Source organism: Mesorhizobium sp. WSM4308 (assembly GCF_002294905.1).
Classification (GTDB): Bacteria; Pseudomonadota; Alphaproteobacteria; order Rhizobiales; family Rhizobiaceae; genus Mesorhizobium.
Genome location: NZ_NSFW01000013.1, coordinates 173,336 through 192,409, shown reverse-complemented (window position 1 = coordinate 192,409; position 19,074 = coordinate 173,336). Strand labels below are relative to the sequence as shown.

General features: G+C 63.7%; 20 protein-coding genes. 15 read left to right on the top strand and 5 right to left on the bottom strand.

Annotated elements, in window-relative coordinates; all coding sequences use genetic code 11:
- Window positions 1-29: 29 nt before the first annotated feature.
- Window positions 30-1,316, bottom strand: a complete 1,287-nt coding sequence (locus CK227_RS23800; protein WP_095774309.1) for a dihydroorotase — start codon at window positions 1,314-1,316, stop codon at window positions 30-32.
- A complete protein-coding gene (locus CK227_RS23795; protein WP_019858236.1) occupies window positions 1,313-2,293 on the bottom strand; it encodes an aspartate carbamoyltransferase catalytic subunit in 981 nt (326 codons plus the stop codon). The genes CK227_RS23800 and CK227_RS23795 overlap by 4 nt, the downstream gene beginning before the upstream one ends.
- 157 nt (window positions 2,294-2,450) lie before the next feature.
- Here CK227_RS23795 and CK227_RS23790 point away from each other — a divergent pair, with 157 nt between their 5' ends.
- From CK227_RS23790 to CK227_RS23780, 3 genes are all read left to right on the top strand, one after another.
- Window positions 2,451-4,079: a DNA alkylation response protein gene (locus CK227_RS23790; protein ID WP_095774310.1), complete on the top strand. Its 1,629-nt coding sequence runs from the start codon at window positions 2,451-2,453 to the stop codon at window positions 4,077-4,079.
- A gap of 156 nt (window positions 4,080-4,235) precedes the next feature.
- Entirely contained in the window at window positions 4,236-4,784 is a 549-nt protein-coding gene (locus tag CK227_RS23785; RefSeq protein WP_095774311.1) for a hypothetical protein, read from the top strand.
- Entirely contained in the window at window positions 4,784-5,143 is a 360-nt protein-coding gene (locus tag CK227_RS23780) for a DUF6105 family protein (RefSeq protein WP_095774312.1), read from the top strand. The genes CK227_RS23785 and CK227_RS23780 overlap by 1 nt, the downstream gene beginning before the upstream one ends.
- Here the strand turns inward: CK227_RS23780 and ruvX are convergent.
- On the bottom strand, window positions 5,043-5,567 hold the full coding sequence (ruvX, locus tag CK227_RS23775) for a Holliday junction resolvase RuvX (RefSeq protein ID WP_095774313.1): 525 nt from the start codon (window positions 5,565-5,567) through the stop codon (window positions 5,043-5,045). The two genes, CK227_RS23780 and ruvX, sit on opposite strands and share 101 nt — an antisense overlap.
- 125 nt (window positions 5,568-5,692) lie before the next feature.
- Between ruvX and CK227_RS23770 the strand changes: the two genes are divergently transcribed.
- From CK227_RS23770 to CK227_RS23745, 6 genes are all read left to right on the top strand, one after another.
- A complete protein-coding gene (locus CK227_RS23770; RefSeq protein WP_095774468.1) occupies window positions 5,693-6,400 on the top strand; it encodes a metal-dependent hydrolase in 708 nt (235 codons plus the stop codon).
- Window positions 6,401-6,424: 24 nt separating this feature from the next.
- Window positions 6,425-6,841 (top strand): hypothetical protein, encoded by a 417-nt coding sequence (locus CK227_RS23765; RefSeq protein ID WP_095774314.1) that lies wholly within the window; start codon window positions 6,425-6,427, stop codon window positions 6,839-6,841.
- A gap of 122 nt (window positions 6,842-6,963) precedes the next feature.
- Window positions 6,964-7,251 carry an Asp-tRNA(Asn)/Glu-tRNA(Gln) amidotransferase subunit GatC gene (gene gatC / locus CK227_RS23760; RefSeq protein ID WP_095774315.1) on the top strand — a complete coding sequence of 96 codons (288 nt, stop codon included), beginning with the start codon at window positions 6,964-6,966 and terminating at the stop codon, window positions 7,249-7,251.
- 7 nt (window positions 7,252-7,258) lie between these two features.
- Window positions 7,259-7,714, top strand: a complete 456-nt coding sequence (locus CK227_RS23755; RefSeq protein ID WP_095774316.1) for a GNAT family N-acetyltransferase — start codon at window positions 7,259-7,261, stop codon at window positions 7,712-7,714.
- Complete coding sequence (locus CK227_RS23750; RefSeq protein ID WP_095774317.1) at window positions 7,714-9,279, top strand: amidase family protein; 1,566 nt, start codon at window positions 7,714-7,716, stop codon at window positions 9,277-9,279. The genes CK227_RS23755 and CK227_RS23750 overlap by 1 nt, the downstream gene beginning before the upstream one ends.
- A 28-nt stretch (window positions 9,280-9,307) precedes the next feature.
- A complete protein-coding gene (locus tag CK227_RS23745) occupies window positions 9,308-10,105 on the top strand; it encodes a YdcF family protein (RefSeq protein WP_095774318.1) in 798 nt (265 codons plus the stop codon).
- Here CK227_RS23745 and CK227_RS23740 read toward each other — a convergent pair.
- Entirely contained in the window at window positions 10,078-10,797 is a 720-nt protein-coding gene (locus tag CK227_RS23740; RefSeq protein WP_095774319.1) for a DUF599 domain-containing protein, read from the bottom strand. The two genes, CK227_RS23745 and CK227_RS23740, sit on opposite strands and share 28 nt — an antisense overlap.
- 176 nt (window positions 10,798-10,973) lie before the next feature.
- Here CK227_RS23740 and CK227_RS23735 point away from each other — a divergent pair, with 176 nt between their 5' ends.
- The 3 genes from CK227_RS23735 to CK227_RS23725 all read left to right on the top strand — a co-directional run bounded on the left by CK227_RS23735 (window position 10,974) and on the right by CK227_RS23725 (window position 13,864).
- Window positions 10,974-12,377, top strand: coding sequence for an L-serine ammonia-lyase (locus CK227_RS23735; protein WP_095774320.1), 1,404 nt, complete (start codon window positions 10,974-10,976; stop codon window positions 12,375-12,377).
- 71 nt (window positions 12,378-12,448) lie between these two features.
- Window positions 12,449-12,886 carry a DUF1489 family protein gene (locus CK227_RS23730; protein WP_095774321.1) on the top strand — a complete coding sequence of 146 codons (438 nt, stop codon included), beginning with the start codon at window positions 12,449-12,451 and terminating at the stop codon, window positions 12,884-12,886.
- Between the two features lie 276 nt (window positions 12,887-13,162).
- Entirely contained in the window at window positions 13,163-13,864 is a 702-nt protein-coding gene (locus tag CK227_RS23725; protein WP_095774322.1) for a DnaJ domain-containing protein, read from the top strand.
- 46 nt (window positions 13,865-13,910) lie between these two features.
- On the opposite strand, the gene CK227_RS23720 is transcribed toward CK227_RS23725, so the two are convergent.
- Entirely contained in the window at window positions 13,911-15,353 is a 1,443-nt protein-coding gene (locus tag CK227_RS23720) for a D-alanyl-D-alanine carboxypeptidase (protein WP_095774323.1), read from the bottom strand.
- Window positions 15,354-15,637: 284 nt separating this feature from the next.
- Between CK227_RS23720 and CK227_RS23715 the strand changes: the two genes are divergently transcribed.
- The 3 genes from CK227_RS23715 (at window position 15,638) to clpA (ending at window position 19,050) form a co-directional block, all read left to right on the top strand.
- Entirely contained in the window at window positions 15,638-15,967 is a 330-nt protein-coding gene (locus tag CK227_RS23715) for a phasin family protein (RefSeq protein ID WP_095774324.1), read from the top strand.
- 278 nt (window positions 15,968-16,245) lie between these two features.
- Window positions 16,246-16,575 (top strand): ATP-dependent Clp protease adapter ClpS, encoded by a 330-nt coding sequence (clpS, locus tag CK227_RS23710; RefSeq protein WP_010909565.1) that lies wholly within the window; start codon window positions 16,246-16,248, stop codon window positions 16,573-16,575.
- Between the two features lie 6 nt (window positions 16,576-16,581).
- Complete coding sequence (gene clpA, locus CK227_RS23705) at window positions 16,582-19,050, top strand: ATP-dependent Clp protease ATP-binding subunit ClpA (RefSeq protein WP_095774326.1); 2,469 nt, start codon at window positions 16,582-16,584, stop codon at window positions 19,048-19,050.
- The last annotated feature ends 24 nt before the right edge of the window (window positions 19,051-19,074 follow it).

Sequence of the window (19,074 nt, the reverse complement as noted above, 5' to 3'; positions counted from 1 at the left end):
CCCGATCGGGCGCGACGCCCGTTGCCGGTCTATGCCGAGAACACTGTGCGGCCCGCCACCAGCGTTTGCAAGACCTTGCCTTGCAGGCGCGCGCCTTCGAAGCAGGTGTTCTTCGAGCGCGAGCGGATGCCGCCTTCACTGACGATCCAGGGTTCGTCGAGATCGACGAGCGCGAGGTCGGCGACTGAGCCCGGCTTCAGCGCGCCGCCGGGCAGTCCGAACAGCCTTGCCGGCGCGGTGGACAGCGCTTCGACCAGCCGCAGCAAGGGCACGTCGCCATTGTGGTAGAGCCGCAAGGCGGCACCCAGCAGCGTCTCCAGCCCGATCGCGCCGGCCGCGGCATCGGCGAAGGGCAGGCGCTTGGTGTCGACATCCTGCGGATCGTGCGAGGAGACAATGATGTCGACCGTGCCGTCCCTGACCGCCTCGATCATCGCCAGCCGGTCTTCCTCGGCGCGCAATGGCGGCGTCAGGCGGAAGAAGGTGCGGTACTCACCGACATCGTTTTCATTGAGCGACAGGTTGTGGATCGACACGCCCGATGTCACATCAGCGCCATCGGCTTTGGCGCGCGTCACGGCGTTTGCGGCCATCGCCGTCGAAATCTTAGCCGCGTGATAGGAGCCGCGCGTCAGTCGCGCCAAAGCCAGATCGCGCTCGAGCGGGATCGATTCGGCTTCACGCGGAATGCCGGAAAGGCCGAGCCAACTGGCGTAGAGACCTTCATTCATCACGCCGGACGAACCGAGATCTGCATCCTGCGTCTCGTGCACGATGGTGGCGCCGAAATCGCGGGCATAGGTGAGCGCCCGGCGCATCACCAGCGAACTGGCGATGGTGTGGCGGCCATCGGTGAAGGCGACGGCGCCGGCCTCGCGCAGCAGGCCGAACTCGGTCATCTCGCGGCCGTCGAGCCCCTTGGTGATCGCCGCCGCCGGGAAGATGTTGACGATCGCCGTGTCCTTGGCGGTGCGCAGCACGAACTCGACCAGCGCGACATTGTCGATCACCGGATCGGTGTCAGGCATCATGACGACGGAAGTCACGCCGCCGGCGGCTGCGGCGACGCTTGCCGAGGCGATGGTTTCGCGATGTTCGCCGCCCGGCTCGCCGATAAAGACGCGGCCATCGATCAGTCCGGGAATGATCGCCTTGCCGGCGCAATCGATTGTCGTGGCGCCATCGGGCGCGCCCTGGTTCAACGCCGCTTTGCCGGCGGCAACGATCTTGCGGCCCTCGACGATGACGGAGCCGACTTCGTCGAGGCCGCGCGAGGGGTCGACGATGCGGGCGCGTTCAAAGACTGTCGTGCTCATGCGCCGCGACCCTCTTGATTGCGGCCCTCTTGGTTGCGACGGGGGTCGAGCAGTGCTTCCATCACCGCCATGCGCACGGCGACGCCCATCTCCACCTGCTCCTGGATCACGCTTTGCGGGCCGTCGGCTATTTCCGAGGCGATTTCGACGCCGCGGTTCATCGGGCCGGGATGCATCACCAGCGCGTCGTCCTTGGCTGCCTTCAGCTTTTCGGCGTCGAGGCCGAAATAGCGGAAATATTCGCGCACCGAAGGCACGAAGGCGCCTTCCATGCGCTCGCGCTGCAGGCGCAGCATCATCACCACGTCGGCGTCCTTGAGACCTTCGGCCATCGAGCGCGTGACGATAACGCCCATCTTCTCGATGCCGGACGGCAGCAGCGTCGAAGGCGCCACCACGCGCACCTGCGCGCCAAGCGCGTTGAGCAGCATGATGTTGGAGCGCGCCACGCGCGAATGCAGGATGTCACCGCAGATCGCCACGATCAATTTCGACAGCGGCCCCTTGGCGCGGCGGATGGTCAGCGCATCGAGCAGCGCCTGGGTCGGGTGTTCATGCGCGCCGTCGCCGGCATTGACCACCGAACAGCCGACCTTCTGCGCCAGCAGGGCGGCGGCACCCGCCGACTGATGGCGGATGATCAAGATATCGGGCCGCATGGCGTTCAGCGTCATCGCCGTGTCGATGAGCGTTTCGCCCTTCTTCACCGAAGAACTCGCCACCGACATGTTCATGACATCGGCGCCGAGCCGCTTTCCAGCCAGCTCGAACGAGGACTGCGTGCGGGTCGAGGCCTCGTAGAAGAGATTGATCTGGGTGCGGCCGCGCAGCGTCGAGGTCTTTTTCTCGGACTGCCGCGAAATCGCGACGGCCCGATCAGCCCGGTCGAGCAACAGCTCGATGTCGGCGGGCGAAAGATCGCTGATGCCTAGAAGATGGCGGTGAGGGTAGAGTGGCAGGGACGAAGCGTCGGTCATCTCAAGGCGCTGCTATAGGGTGCGGATTTTGCGCCCGCAAGCACCAGCTTTGGATTGGCGCCTTTCTCCCCGGTATTTTCGTCGCGCACGCGGCAACGCTTGGCTATATCTAGCCGGTGGCCCCGGATTCGAGGCTTTCCGACGATAGGGACGAATTGTGACCGACGACGTGACGAACCAGCCGCCGCCGCTGACGGGCGGCAACGCCTGGCGAGGCGATCCGTTGCTGATCCAGCTTGCCGAGCGCTTTTCCGACCCGGTGCGCAAGGACCTCGACGGTCTCGGCCGTTTCGTCCTGACGCAGGAGGCGCAGGAGCTGGCGCGCCTGGCCAATGTCGAGACGCCGAAGCTCAGGACCCATGACCGCCAGGGACGGCGCATCGACCTCGTCGAGTTCCACCCCGCCTACCACGCCTTGATGCGCCGCTCGGTGGCGAACGGGTTGCATTCCTCGGTCTGGGAAAATGGCGACGCGGAGATCGGCCGCCGCCACCAGGTGCGCGCCGCCCGTTTCTACCTGACCGCCGAACTCGAGACCGGGCATCTCTGCCCCATCACCATGACCAGCGCCTCACTGGCGGCGTTGATGGCCAGCCCAAAGCTGTTTCGCGAATGGGCGCCGCGCGTGACGACGCGCAAATACGACCAGAGCCAGAAGCCGCCGGTCGAGAAGACCGGGCTGACGCTCGGCATGGGCATGACCGAAAAACAGGGCGGCACGGATGTGCGCGCCAATGTGACGAGGGCCGAGCGCGCCGGCAGCGGCTTCTATCGCCTGACCGGCCACAAATGGTTCATGTCGGCACCGATGTCGGACGCCTTCCTGGTGCTGGCGCAGGCGCCGGAGGGATTGTCGTGCTTCCTCGTGCCGCGCGTTCTCGGCGACGGGTCGGGCAACGGCTTCCGATTCCAGCGGCTGAAGGACAAGCTCGGCAACCGCTCCAACGCCTCTTCCGAGGTCGAGTTCGTCAACGCCATCGGCGAGATGGTCGGCGAGCCCGGCGCCGGCGTGAAGACGATCATGGACATGGTGACCTTGACCCGGCTCGATTGCGCCGTGGCGTCCTCGGCGATCATGCGGGCAGGGCTGGCGGAAGCGGTTCATCATGCCCGCCATCGCCAGGTGTTCGGCTCCACCTTGATCGAACAGCCGCTGATGCAGCGCGTGCTGGCCGACATGGCGCTGGATGTTGCGGCCGCAACCGCTCTGTCGTTCCGGCTGGCGCGCTCGTTCGACGAGGCGGCGAGCGATCGCGGCGAAGCGGCGTTTGCCCGCGCCATGACACCGGTCGTCAAATACTGGGTGTGCAAGATCGCGCCGCCGCTGCTCTATGAGGCGATGGAGTGTCTCGGCGGCAATGGCTATGTCGAGGAGGCGCCGCTCGCCCGCTATTATCGCGAAGCGCCTGTCAACGCGATCTGGGAAGGGTCGGGCAATGTCATGGCGCTCGACGTGCTGCGCGTGCTTGGGCGCGCGCCCGGCCTGTTCGAAGAGGTGCTGGCCGGCATCGACCGCGACCTCGGCGCCGGTGGGCGCGGCACGATCGGCGTTCTGAAGGCGGCGATGCAGGTGGCTTCGACCGACGAGGGCTCGGCACGGCTGCTGACCGAACAGCTGGCTTTGTCGGCCGCCGCGGCGGAGCTGCGCCGGCTGGGGGCAGGGCGGATTGCCGATGCCTTCGTCGAGACCCGCCTGGCCGGCCAGTGGCGAAACACCTACGGCATGATCGATTCGCGCCATGACGCGCGCATGATCATCGACACGCTCTACCCGCCGGTGACCTGAGCCGAGAGCGGCCGCATCGCCCGATTCTTCGATGAGTTGAGCGCATCTGAGAACAGTGGGTGCGTCCTGTGGATCGCCGTTAACCTTAACAAATGGTTTCCATTGCGGCGGCGGGCGGCAAAGCCCACTGTCATTCCTGCCGAAGCAGGAACCACGATGCGACACGTACTGACCTCCTTTCTGTCTGTGCACTGGGCGATCGTCTTCGCCCTGCTGGCGCTGATCTGCATCGATGGAGACCGCGGTGTGACGGCAGCCCTCGGCGTGCTTGGAGTGACCGTCGAGAGCGCCCGGTTCGTCGATCTGCAGAACGTCGTCGTGGTCGCGCCGCTGGCGATCGCCTTGCTGGTCGTGGCGGTGCTGTTCTTCTGGGCCTTTGTCGATACGTTGATCAACGATCCGGCCAGCCCGGGCGCCGACAGCGTCGTTCGCATCGCCTTCATTTCCGCGTCCGGCGTCCTGTCGATGATCCTGATCGGTGGCGCCGCGCAAGGCATCAACGGGCTGTTCATGGTCGTTGCGGTGCAATTGGCGGCGCTTCTGGCCTCCTATGTCGCGATGCTCGCCGAGCGGCGCTCCGCGGCCGCGTCTGATGACGCTGATTTTCGCGCCACGGCGCACGGCATGGCGAAGGCAGCGGCGCATAATTCGCTGCTTTCCCTTATATCGGGCCGGACCGGGCCGAACGGGAAGGGAGGCCGCTGATGCGCTATATCTTCGCATTGTGGGCGGCCCCGATGGCGCTGTTCTGGGGCTGGTTCTACCTGTCGCTCAACGACATGAATTTCGGCTATGTGATGCTGACCCGGCAGCTGCACGATTTCGTATTCCAGCTCTATGGCCAGATGCTCGGCATCGATCCGGCAATCATCCCGGGGATGGTGGCGAAGGCCTGCATCTTCGACGGTTTTTTGCTGATGGCGATATGGGCTTTTCGCCGTCGCCGCGAAATTCTGGACTGGGTCAGGCGGCGTCGGTCGGGCCCGGTCCCGCTTGACCGCCCAATTCCCTTCGATCGCCTGAATCGAGCGACTGAAGCCGGTCCAAGACTCCCTGCAGAATAAAGGCCGCGGCCGCCGAATCGATCTTGCCGGCACGTTTGGCGCGCGAGAAATCCATTTCGATCAGCGTCCGCTCCGCCGCCACAGTCGACAGCCGTTCGTCCCAGAACACGAAGGGCAGGTCACTCAGCTGCGCCATGTTGCGCACGAAGGCGCGCGATTTCTGCGCACGCGGACCTTCCGACCCATCCATGTTGATCGGCAGTCCGATCGCCACCGCGCCGACATTCTCCTTCTTCAGCAAGGCCAGAAGCACGGCGGCATCGAGCGAGAATTTCTTCCGCATGATGACCGGGCGCGGGTGAGCGAAGGCGAATCCCCGGTCGGAAACCGCGACGCCGATCGTCTTGTCGCCGAGATCGAGCCCCGCCAGCGTCCTGCCGTCGGCGAGCCATGCCGGCAATTGCTCAATCGTGATGATAGCCAACGGTTTTTCCTTGTCTTTTTCAGCAGCATGCGTCCTTCCGGATGCGCGGCGGACACTATACCCTTTGATATCGGGGTCATCGGCGTTTTAACCTCTGGCCCGGCAATAATCGAGGAATGCATTTCATGAAACTGACCTGGTACGGCCATTCGGCCTTCCGTATCGAAACCGGCGACGCCAAGATCCTCATCGACCCCTATCTGATCGGCAACCCGTCCTGGACGGGCGGCTGGGAAGGGCCGGCGGAAGGGATCACGCATGTCCTGCTGACGCATGGACACAGCGACCACATCAGCGGCGCGCTGGAAGTGCTCGGCAAGAGCGGCGCGCAGCTGGTCTCCAATTTCGAGATCTGCATGTATCTGGTCGGCAAGGGCGCCGACGGCAGCAAGATCAATCCCGGCAATATCGGTGGCACGGTCGATTGCGGCGGCTTCACCACCACTTTCGTCCAGGCGCTGCACTCTTCCTCGTTTGGCGAAGACGGCGGCAAGAACGTCTATCTCGGCAATCCGGGCGGGCTGGTCCTGCATTTCCCGGAAGACCCGACGCTCTACCATATGGGCGATACCGACATCTTTTCCGACATGGCGCTGATCAACGAATTGCATGAGCCGAAGATCGGCATCGTGCCGATCGGGGATCGTTTCACCATGGGCGGCGCGGTGGCGGCTCTTGCCTGTCGGCGCTTCTTCAAGTTCGACACGGTCGTCCCTTGCCATTTCGGCACGTTTCCGATGATCGATCCGACGTCCGAGAAATTCGAGGCCGGCCTCGAAGGGTCCGGTGTGAAGGTCGCGTTGCCGAAAATCGGTGAAACGATTACGATCTAGAAACAGCCAAAGCGGAACAAATCCATGGCGTTGGGGCGATCTCTTTGTGTATCGATGTTTGTCGCGGCATCGCCCGCGCTCGCCGCGGATGACTTCATCGAAGGCGTCTACCTGCAGTCCGAGGAGCTTTGCACGCAGGCCAGGAAGGACACGCTGCAGACGCTGATCGATGCCGGCAACGTCGTGCTTTCCGTGCATGGCCTGCAGGGCGTTGAATATAATTGCGAATTCGTGCAGGTCAGCAAGGCGACACGCTCGCCGAGCTGGGCGGTGACGGCCATCTGCCAGGAACCGGGCTATGTCTTTCCCGATGTCCTGTCGGTGACGCGGATCAGCCCGACGCAGATCGATCTCGTATCGGTCCGGCCGATCGATGACGAAAGCGAAGCGAGCGGCAACAGCGGCAGCTATTATCTGTGCGAGGGCGTTGCCTTGCCATAGACCTGTCCTTGGACCGATGGCCGAGACCAGGCCGCCATCACGCCTGGTCTCTCGCATGATGCATGTTGCGCCGCGCGCGCGGCGCCGCTATAGCCCGGACTGGTTTTCCCCGAGGCAAATCTATGTCCGTTGATCTTCAGACTGTGAAGCGCGTCGCGCGTCTCGCCCGCATTGCGGTGAGCGAGGAAGATGCCGAACGCATGACCGGCGAACTGAACGCCATTCTGGGCTTCGTCGAGCAGCTGAACCAAGTCGATGTTTCCGGCGTCGAGCCGATGACCTCGGTGACGCCGATGGAGATGAAGAAGCGCCAGGACGTCGTCACCGACGGCAGCAAGGCGACCGACATCGTCGCCAATGCGCCTGCGACCGAAGAGAATTTCTTCCTCGTGCCGAAGGTCGTGGAGTAGGGCGCCGATGGCAATCGAGATCGCCATCGAGACACCGTTGCAGGACGATGTGCGCGGCCTGGTCAAGGAACTCAACGAGACCTTGCTCGAATTGACGCCGCCGGAGCACTGCTATCATCTGACCGTCGAGCAGATGGCCGGCCAAGACACGACCGTATTCATCGCCCGCGACAATGGCATCGCCATCGGTTGTGGCGCGCTGAAGCGCCATGGCGGTGCCATTGGCGAAATCAAGCGCATGTATACGCGGCCTTCGCATCGCGGCCAGAAAATCGGCGCCAGCATCGTTGAGCGCGTCGAGGCACTGGCGCGGCAGGAAGGGCTGAAGCGGCTGGTGCTCGAGACGGGCGACCGCCACCCCGCCGCCTGGACCGTCTACGAACGTGCCGGGTTTTCGCGCTGCGGCCCGGTGCTGGATTATCCCGATTCCAAGTGGTCGGTGTTTTACGAAAAGAGCCTTTGATGAGCGACCTGACCAGACTGACGATTTCGCAGGCCCGCGCCAAGCTGCGTGGCAAGGAAATCACCGCGACCGAGATCACCGAGGCCTATCTCTCGGCGATCGATCGCGCCAACCCGGCGCTCAATGCCTATGTCGCGGTGACCGGCGACAGGGCGCGCGACATGGCCAAGGCGTCCGACGCCAGGCTGGTCAAGGGCGAGGGCGGTGCGCTGGAAGGCATTCCGCTGGGCATCAAGGATTTGTTCGGCACCGAAGGTGTCCATACCCAGGCCTGCAGCCATGTGCTCGACGGCTTCAAGCCACGTTACGAATCGACCGTCACCGCCAATCTGTGGGCGGATGGCGCGGTCATGCTCGGCAAGCTCAACATGGATGAGTTCGCCATGGGCTCGTCCAACGAGACGTCCTATTATGGCCCGGTCATCAACCCGTGGCGGCGTTCGCGGCTCGACACGGTGGTGATGCCAACGACGCATCAGGGCGATGGCGGCTTCGTGTCGGCCGGCGGTACGAAAACCCAGCGCACCCTGGACAATGCGCAGTTGGTGCCAGGCGGCTCTTCCGGCGGCTCTGCGACCGCCGTCTCGGCGTTCCTGTGCGCCGGCGCGACGGCGACCGATACGGGCGGCTCGATCCGCCAGCCGGCCGCCTTCACCGGCACCGTCGGCATCAAGCCGACCTATGGCCGCTGCTCGCGCTGGGGCATCGTCGCCTTCGCCTCGTCGCTCGACCAGGCCGGCCCGATCGCGCGCGACGTGCGCGACGCCGCGATCCTGCTCAGGTCGATGGCCTCGGTCGATCCGAAGGACACCACTTCCGTCGACCGGCCGGTGCCGGACTACGAGGCTGCGATCGGCAAGCCGATCAAGGGCATGAAGGTCGGCATTCCCAAGGAATACCGCGTCGACGGCATGCCGGAAGAGATCGAGGCGCTGTGGCAGAAGGGCATTGCCTGGCTCCGGGATGCCGGCGCCGAGATCGTCGACATTTCCCTGCCGCATACGAAATACGCGCTGCCGGCCTACTACATCGTGGCGCCCGCCGAGGCTTCGTCCAACCTGGCGCGCTATGACGGCGTCCGCTACGGCCTGCGCGTGCCGGGCAAGGACATTGTCGAGATGTATGAAAAGACCCGCGCCGCCGGTTTCGGCCGCGAGGTCAAGCGCCGCATCATGATCGGCACCTATGTGCTGTCGGCAGGCTATTACGACGCCTACTACCTGCAGGCACAGAAGGTGCGCAATTTGATCAAGCGCGACTTCGAAAATGTGTTCGCCGCCGGCGTCGATGTCATCCTGACCCCGGCGACGCCGTCCGCCGCCTTCGGCATCGCGGATGAGGACATGGCCGCCGATCCGGTGAAAATGTACCTCAACGACATTTTCACGGTCACCGTGAACATGGCCGGCCTGCCGGGCATCGCCGTGCCTGCCGGCCTGGACCCCAAGGGGCTGCCGCTCGGGCTGCAGCTCATCGGCCGGCCGTTCGAGGAAGAGACGCTGTTCCAGACTGCCGCCGTCATCGAGCAGGCGGCTGGCACATTTCAGCCTGAGAAGTGGTGGTAAGGGTATCGATCATCTGAAGGGGTGAGCGATGTTCTTTCTTCTTTCCAAGGTTTTCTGGTTCTTCATCCAGCCGCTCAACCTGACGATTTTCCTGCTTCTGGCCGGGTTGATCGCCGGGCTGATCGGCCGGCGGCGGCTGGCCGTCACCGGCAGTGTCCTGGCGTTTCTGATCCTGGCGCTCTCAACCTGGACGTCGCTTGGGGCGATGATGCTCAACCCGCTGGAGGAGCGCTTTCCGCGCCCGCCGCTGCCGCAAAAGGTTGACGGCATCGTCGTGCTCGGCGGCGGCTTCGAGGGCGCCATCAACTTCGCGCGTGGCGGTTATGAACTGAGCAGCAGCGGCGATCGCATGGTCGAGACCGCAATCCTCGCCCGGCGCTTCCCACAGGCCAAGGTGGTTGTATCAGGCGGTCACGGCGCGTTTTTCATCGACGCCGAGGGGGACGCCGACACCGCGTCCCGCCTGCTCGTTCCGCTCGGTGTATCGGCCGATCGTCTTGTCCTGGAGGACAAGTCCCGCAACACCTATGAAAATGCCGTCTTCAGCCGCAAACTTGTCGACCCGAAGCCGGGCGAGACCTGGCTGCTGGTGACCTCCGCCTTCCATATGCCGCGGGCCAAGGCGCTGTTCGACAAGGCTGGTTTTCCAACCATCCCATGGCCGGTCGATTATCACACCTCCGGCAAGGAAGGTGTCGGCTTGTTTCGCGACAATGCGATTGATTCCGTGCAGAACACCACCATAGCGCTCCGCGAATGGATCGGGCTTTTCGCCTATTGGCTTTCCGGCCGCATCGATCAGCCTTTCCCAGGACCGGGCGGCTGACCGATGACGGCGCGCCGCGCCGCCGAGAAGAACTGGCGTCGCACCAGCACGGCCAGCAGCAGAAGCGTCGACAGCACGAACACCACCGGATCGACGAACCAGCCGAGATAGCCGATCGAGAAGAACACGCCGCGCAGGCCCGAGTTGAAATGCTTGCCGGCCAGCATGTTCATCTGCGCCGCGCGCCACACCGCGGTTTCCGTGACCGGATTGCGCGAGGCTTCGCCATGCGGGATCGGCACCGCGCCGATCAGGATCGAGCAATAATTGAACAGCCGATAGGCCCAGCCGAATTTGAAGAAGGAGAAGGCGAGGATCAGCACCAGTCCCAGCACCTTGATCTGAAAGGCCGGGCGCGATGGCGCCCCGCCGAGCGGCAGGTTGCTCAGCACTTCCAGCACCCGGTCGGACGCGCCGAGCAAGGCAAAGCAGCCGCCGAGCGCGATCAGCGAACTTGAGGCGAAAAAGGCGGTTCCTTGCTGCAGACCGCTCATGATGGCGGTGTCGACGATGCGGATTTCGCGCTCGGCCATGGTGCGCATCCAGGCCTCGCGCTGTGCATTCATCGCCGTCGTCAGCGACATGCGGCTGACCAGCTTGCCGTCCGAGGCGAGCGTGTGCAGCAGCCACGCGATTAGGAAGAAGGCCAGCGCCCCGAAATCAGCCATCGAAAGATAGAAGGAATCGCCCATGGGCTGAATTTATCACATCCAGCGTGGTTGCTTCGATGCCTGCTCCCGCGATCGGCAGCAATGTCGCTGCCGGAGCAAACAAGGTCGGCAGGTGCTGCGCCGCGACCGTCAAAAGAGCGGAAACATTCCTTGGAATTCCTATATGTAGAGTCCTCGACGCGACTCCAGGAGACAGCGTGTTCCTTTCGGTTTTCGACCTGTTCAAGATCGGTATCGGCCCCTCGAGCTCGCACACGATGGGGCCGATGACGGCCGCGCGGCGGTTTCTCGACGAGGTCGCGGGCGACGACTGGCCGCGGCCCGCCGGCGCCAAGGTCGCCCGCATCGGCGCCAGCCTGCATGGCTCGCTCGCCTATACGGGCATCGGCCATGGCAGCGACCGCGCCGTCATCCTCGGCCTTGCCGGCCAGACCCCGCAGACGGTCGATCCGGACCAGGCCGACGGCATCATCGGCCGCATCACCGCCGACAAGATGATTTCACCGCCAGATCACCCGTCCTATCATTTCGACCCGGCCACGGATCTGGTGCTCGACCGCAAGACACCGCTTGCCGGCCACGCCAACGGCATGGCGTTCCATGCCTATGACGCCGGCGGACGCCTGCTGCTCAAGCGCATCTACTATTCGATCGGCGGCGGCTTCGTGGTGTCGGAAGAAGAGCTGCAGCGCATGAAGGCCAAGGGGTCGGTGACATCGGAAGGCAAGAAAGTGCCTTATCCCTTCAAGAACGCCGTCGAGATGCTCAAGATGGCGGCCAAGAGCGGGCTTTCCATCGCCGAGATGAAGCGCGTCAACGAGGAAACGCAGATGTCGCGCGAGGACCTTGACGCCGGCCTCGACGCCATCTGGGGGGCGATGAAGAGCTGTATCGACCGTGGCCTGTCGCAGGACGGCATCATGCCGGGCGGGCTGAAGGTGCGGCGCCGGGCCCGGCAGTTGCACGACAAGCTGCAGGAACAGTGGCAGCAGAATCGTCCAAATCCGCTGCTCGCCAATGACTGGCTGTCGATCTACGCCATGGCGGTCAACGAGGAGAATGCCGCCGGCGGCCGCGTCGTCACCGCACCGACCAACGGGGCGGCCGGCACGCTGCCGGCAGTGCTGCGCTACTGGCTGCATTTCCATCCCGAGGCCGACCAGCCCAGCATTCGCGACTTCCTGCTGACGGCTGCCGCTGTCGGCGGCATCATCAAGACCAATGCGTCGATCTCGGGCGCCGAGGTCGGCTGCCAGGGCGAGGTCGGATCCGCCTCGGCGATGGCCGCGGCCGGCCTGTGCGCCGTCATGGGCGGCACGCCCGAGCAGGTCGAGAATGCCGCCGAAATCGCGCTCGAACACCATCTCGGCATGACTTGCGATCCGGTCGGCGGGCTGGTCCAGGTGCCGTGCATCGAGCGCAATGCGCTCGGCGCGGTCAAGGCGGTGACGGCCGCGTCGCTGGCGATCAAGGGCGACGGCGTCCATTTCGTGCCGCTCGACGCGGCGATCGAGACCATGCGCCAGACCGGTCTCGACATGAACGAGAAGTACAAGGAAACCAGCCTCGGCGGTCTCGCCGTCAATGTCGTGGAGTGCTGAGCAACGCTGGCCACTGTGGAGAAGCCCCTTCATGCCGTTGACGTCCCGGCGCTCCGGACTAACCTTAGCGAATGGCACTCAATCTCCTAAAACTGTGCGTCGGCTGCGACAGCGTCGAGGATCTCGAGGAATGGATCGAGTTCCGTCTCGACGAACGGCGCCGGGCCGGCGAGCCGGCCGAACACTGGCACACCACCCGCATGGTGCCCACGCGTGGCGCCGAGATCACCGATGGCGGTTCGCTCTACTGGGTGATCAAGGGCAATGTGCAATGCCGGCAGCTGATCACCGAGATCCGGCCGTTCATTGACGACGAGGGCATCGGTCGCTGCCACCTGATGCTTGATCCGCATGTCGTGCGCACCGACTGGCAGCCGCGCCGGGCCTTCCAGGGTTGGCGCTATTTGAAACCGTCGGATGCACCACCTGATCTCGGCAAAGGCAAGGCGGGACTGGTCGAGATGCCGCCGAAACTCAGGCGCGAGCTTGCCGATCTCGGCTTGCTGTAGGCCGTCGCACGCAGGCGCTGCCTGTTTTGGCGCGGGCTTTTCTGGCCCTCCATCTTGCTTCGCACTGGACTTGCAAGCGGCGCGACAACGCCACATCTTGAAATTCATGCGCAATGAAAAGCTGACGAAGCCGACAAGGGCCAATGGGCTGGAGAGCCAGCCCGCGTGGCGGTTCTCGTCCTGTCCAGGTGAAAGCCATCATTCCGGCGCAGAAAAAGTGTTGGATGACATCACGCGGCTGTCCAGGCGGACAGGGCATCTGCGGGGCGGTGGGAAATGTTAACAGCAATTATCGGTCTGGTCGCATTGCTGCTGGTGCTCCTGGGCATAGCCTCGGCCTTCCTGCGGGCCGATCCGGCCCGGCTGGCAACCGGCATGAGAACACTGGGACCGATCCTGCTGGCGCTGGTAGGCACCGCCGTGCTTCTGGTCGGCCGAAGCGGAATCGGCAGCATCATGCTGTTCGTGGCGATCGGCTGGTATGCCGCCACGCGCACGAACCGGCCTGATGCCAGGCCGGCGCCGGGAAAACGCTCAACGGTGCGGACGGCAGCGCTCGAAATGGAGATGGATCACGATACCGGCGGCCTCGAAGGGCTGGTTCTGGCCGGCCGCCATGACGGCAAGATGCTTGGCGCTATGGGCCTTGCGGAGTTGCAGCATCTCTACCGCGAACTCTCCGCCGATGCGGAGAGCCGCCAGCTGCTAGAGACGTATCTTGACGGCAGATTTCCCGTCTGGCGCAAAAACACTGAGACGAACGGTGGCGAAGGGCTGGGTGTTGCGCCAGGTCCGGGCGCCATGACTAAGGAGGAGGCCTACAAGGTCCTTGGTCTTGAAGCGGGGGCCGCCGCGGCGGATGTCCGCAAGGCGCACCGCCGCCTGATGCAGCGCCTGCACCCCGATATCGGCGGCACGTCTTTCCTGGCGGCGCGAATCAACGAAGCCAAGGACGTCTTGCTCTCCAATCACAACTAGTCTCCTTCGACGCAAAAAATTTTCCGGGAGATGCTTCCACGCCGCCCTACTGCTGGACGGCGTAGCACTCGATTTTCTTCTTCTTCAAAGCGGTACAGGCCTTCCAGGCGGCGTCTTTCGAGCCAAAGCCGCCGAAACGGGCGCGGTAGTAGGTGACGCCGTCCTTGTCGAACGCGACGGTGAAGCCGGAAGCATCCGCCAGCGCTTTTGGTGCCTGCCTGCTGGTCTTGTCGAGGACGGCCTGGGCTTCCGACTGCTTCGGTGAAGAGGCGACTTGGATGGCCCAGCCCGACGGCACCGAAGCGGTGTTGACCGGATCGACGCTTGACGCCGGCTCGGCGGCCTGCGTCGGCTCGGCATAGGCGGCCACGACCTGCGCCGTGGCGACCTTGGGGGCGGAGACGATGACCGTCTTCACTTTCTTTGCCGGGGCGACCAGCGTGGGCGCTTCGGCCTGGGCATTGCTGTCGGCGGTGTCATCCTCGGCAACCGTTGCGTCGTCGGCGACGGCGTCATCGGCGCTGGCCACCGCGACCGGCTTCTCGTCCGGGGTCGGCGCGTCGTGCTTGGGCAGGAGAACCTTGGCAAGGGCCTTGATCGGGTTGCTGCTGTCGGCCTTGGCGACCAGGTCGCCGCCGCCGCCGCGGGTCGAGGCCCTCGGCAGGTAGGTGTTGATCAACGATGCCATCTGGTTGTCGCGGCTGCCGCCCGACGTGCCGCCCATGACAACGGCGACGAGGCGACGGTTGCCGTCGGCCACGGATGAGACGAGGTTGAAGCCGGAGGCACGGGTGTAGCCGGTCTTGATGCCGTCGACGCCCTTGATGCGTCCGAGCAGACGGTTGTGGCCGTTGATGCGCTGGCGGCCATAGAGAAAGGAACGCTGCGAGAAGTAGCCATAATACTGGGGAAAATGCTCCCTGAGCGCGATGCCGAGCGTCGCCATGTCGCGCGCGGTGGTGAACTGGCCGGGGTCGGGCAGGCCGTTGGCGTTGCGGAAGACCGTGCCGTTCATGCCGAGCTGCCGCGCCTTGGCGGTCATCATGCGGGCAAAAGTGGTTTCATCGCCGCCAATCATTTCACCAAGTGCGGTGGCCGAGTCGTTCGCGGACTTGGTAACGATCGACAGGATCGCGGTTTCGACCGAGACCGAACCGCCCGGCTTCACGCCGAGTTTCGTCGGCGCTTCGGCGGAGGCCTTGGCGGAAAACACGACAGGCGTGTTCCTGCTGATCTTGCCCTTCGCCATCGCTTCGAAGGTCAGATAAAGCGTCATCATCTTGGTCAGCGACGCCGGATAGCGCCTGCCGTTGGCATCCGCGGAGTAGAGCACCTTGCCCGTCTTGGCGTCCACGACGATGGCGGCCGGCCGCGCTGCCAGCGAGGAGGCAACGTCGGCGCACACGAACGTCATCGCCAGGGCGAAGACCATCATCGCTTTGAGGGGGGAGGTGGATTTGGAAACGATGCCCAACAACGCCTTACGCACTGATATTTCCCTTGAATTCTTCGTTGCGTTGGAGGCGGCAAAGGGTCCTGCCTCACTTTCAGCCAAGCTAACGGGGCAGCGTTACCAATCCGTTTATGGTAACCGCCGCGTTCACCATTTTCTTCGGGCTTGAAACGCACTTTATTTGATTTTTAGCCATTGCCTGCGCAGGCGGCGCCGCTCGCCGGCGAAATATTGACTTTTGTGCGGCGCACAATATACTCTAGTGCATTGCACAAGGGCGCCCCGAAGAAGGACGCCTCAACCGTCAAGGGAATCGTGAAATGACCCAGACCTATGAGGACTTCAGCAAATATGGTAAGGAATTCGCCGACACCGGTTTGAAGAGCTTCGCTTCGCTCTCCAAGGGCGCTCAGGCGATCGCCACCGAAGCGGGTGAATACACCAAGAAGAGCTTCGAAGCCGGCAGCGCCGCTTTCGAGAAGCTGTTTTCGGCCAAGTCGCTGGACAAGGCGATCGAGATCCAGTCCGACTACGCCAAGCAGTCCTACGAGGCGTTCGTCGCCGAGGCCACCAAGATCGGCGATCTCTACGCCGAACTCGCCAAGGAAGCCTACAAGCCGTTCGAATCGATCGTTGCCAAGGCGAAGTAATTTCGCCCGATAGTTTCAGATCCGGCCCCCTTTGGGCCGGGGCGAAACCCGGTCGCGGAAACGCGGCCGGGTTTTTTCGTGCTAATTTCCGGTTTGCGGCGGCGTGGCGCTTCACGATTGCGAAAATCCGCCAAGTTTGGTCACCTAGCCATATTGTCAGCTAACCAGAAGGGCTTAAAATCCTCCATCGAACACCTACATGTTGAACTCGCATGGGGATTCGACAGAGGCAGGATTACGTGACGATCGGTTTGACTGCCATGAGACAAGTGGCGCGGATGCAAAACGGCGGCGGCGACGGCAATGAGGCCGGCCGCGGGACGGCCGTCATCACGCGCACCAAAACCAAGACCAAGAAGCCCAGCCTTTATCGGGTCCTCATCCTCAACGACGACTACACTCCAATGGAGTTCGTGGTTCACGTGCTGGAGCGTTTTTTCCAGAAGGACCGCGAAGCCGCCACACGCATCATGCTTCATGTTCACAATCATGGAGTGGGCGAGTGCGGGGTCTATACATTCGAGGTGGCCGAGACCAAAGTGTCTCAGGTCATGGATTTCGCCCGACAGAATCAGCATCCGCTGCAATGCGTGATGGAGAAGAAGTGAGGTAACATGCCGGCTTTCTCCCAAGGCCTGGAAAAGGCGCTTCACCAGGCGCTGACGCTCGCCAATGAGCGGCACCATGAATACGCAACCCTTGAACATCTGCTGCTCGCGTTGATCGACGACACCGAGGCGGCCGCCGTCATGCGCGCCTGCAACGTCGATCTCGACGAGCTGAAGCACACTGTTCTGACCTATATCGACACCGAGCTCGACAATCTGGTCACCGGCTACGACGAGGATTCCAAGCCGACCGCCGGCTTCCAGCGCGTCATCCAGCGCGCGGTGATCCATGTGCAGTCGTCCGGCCGCGAGGAAGTGTCGGGCGCCAACGTGCTCGTCGCCATCTTCGCCGAGCGCGAAAGCCACGCCGCCTATTTCCTGCAGGAACAGCAGATGACGCGCTACGACGCTGTCAACTACATCTCGCACGGCATCGCCAAGCGTCCGGGCGCATCGGAGACGCGCTCGCCGCGCGGTGCCGATGACGAGCAGGGCGGCCAGAACGGCGCCGAGCCGCAGGAGGAAGGCGGCAAGAAAAAGCAGCAGCAGGATGCGCTGACCGCTTATTGCGTCAACCTCAACAACAAGGCCAAGGCCGGCAAGATCGATCCGCTGATCGGTCGCGAGTCGGAGATCAACCGCACCATCCAGGTGCTGTGCCGCCGCTCCAAGAACAACCCGCTCTATGTCGGCGACCCGGGGGTCGGCAAGACGGCGATCGCCGAAGGTCTGGCCAAGCGCATCGTCGAGGGCGACGTTCCCGAAGTGCTGCACAACGCCACCATCTTCGCTCTCGACATGGGCACGTTGCTGGCCGGCACGCGCTACCGCGGCGATTTCGAGGAACGGCTGAAGCAGGTCGTCAAGGAGCTCGAGGATTATCCGGGCGCGGTGCTGTTCATCGACGAGATCCATACGGTGATCGGAGCAGGGGCCACCTCGGGCGGCGCCATGGACGCGTCGAACCTGTTGAAGCCGGCTCTGTCGTCGGGTGCGATCCGCTGCATCGGCTCGACCACCTACAAGGAGTTCCGCCAGTTCTTCGAGAAGGACCGTGCTCTGGTGCGGCGCTTCCAGAAGATCGACGTCAACGAACCGACCATCGAGGATGCCATCGAGATCATGAAGGGCCTGAAGCCCTACTTCGAGGAGTTCCACAAGGTCCGCTACACGAGCGAAGCGATCAAGGCCTCGGTCGAGTTGTCGGCGCGCTACATCAACGACCGCAAGCTGCCGGACAAGGCGATCGACGTGATCGACGAGACCGGTGCCTCGCAGATGCTGGTGCCGGAAGCCAAGCGCAAGAAGACCATCGGCATCAAGGAGATCGAAGCAACGATCGCCACCATGGCGCGCATCCCGCCGAAGACGGTTTCGGCCGATGACGAGAAGGTGCTGCAGGGCCTCGATATCGAGCTGAAGCGCGTCGTCTATGGTCAGGACACCGCCATCACGGCGCTGACCTCGGCGATCAAGCTGGCCCGTGCCGGCCTGCGCGAACCGGAAAAGCCGATCGGCTCGTATCTGTTCTCGGGTCCGACCGGCGTCGGCAAGACGGAAGTGGCCAAGCAACTCGCTGCCTCGCTCGGCGTCGAGCTGATCCGCTTCGACATGTCGGAATATATGGAACGCCACACCGTTTCGCGGTTGATCGGCGCGCCTCCCGGCTATGTCGGCTTCGACCAGGGCGGCCTGCTCACCGACGGCGTCGACCAGCATCCGCACTGCGTGCTGCTGCTCGACGAGGTCGAGAAGGCGCATCCGGACCTGTTCAACATCCTGTTGCAGGTGATGGACCACGGCAAGCTGACCGACCACAACGGCAAGCAGATCGACTTCCGCAATGTCATCCTGATCATGACCACCAATGCGGGCGCATCCGATGCGCAGCGCGCGGCGATCGGTTTCGGATCGACCAAGCGCGAAGGCGACGATGTCGAGGCGATCAACCGGCTGTTCACGCCGGAGTTCCGCAACCGTCTCGATGCGATCATCCCGTTCGGTTCGCTGCCGGTTCCCGTCATCCATCAGGTGGTGCAGAAGTTCGTCATGCAGCTCGAGGCACAGCTCTCCGAGCGTGGCGTCACCTTCGACCTGTCGCCGGATGCGATCGCCTGGCTGGCCGACAAGGGCTATGACGAGCGCATGGGCGCGCGGCCGCTCGGCCGTGTGATCCAGGAGCACATCAAGAAGCCGCTGGCTGACGAGGTGCTGTTCGGCAAGCTCAAGAAGGGCGGCACGGTGCGCGTCACCGTCGAGAAGAAGGAAACCGGCGAGACCGGCCTGAAGCTCGAATCGCTGGCCGACGAGGCGCCTGTCAAGCCGAAGAAGGAAGAGCCGGAAGACGCGCCGAAGCCGCGCAAGGCCGCGGCCAAGAAGCCAGCCGCCAAGAAGGTCGTGGCGCAGAAGCCGGAGCCCAAGGGCAAGGATGGCGGCAAGCGCAGCTTGGTCCCGCAACTGCCCCGCAAGGGCTGATCGGCACGCACCCGAAAAAGCCCC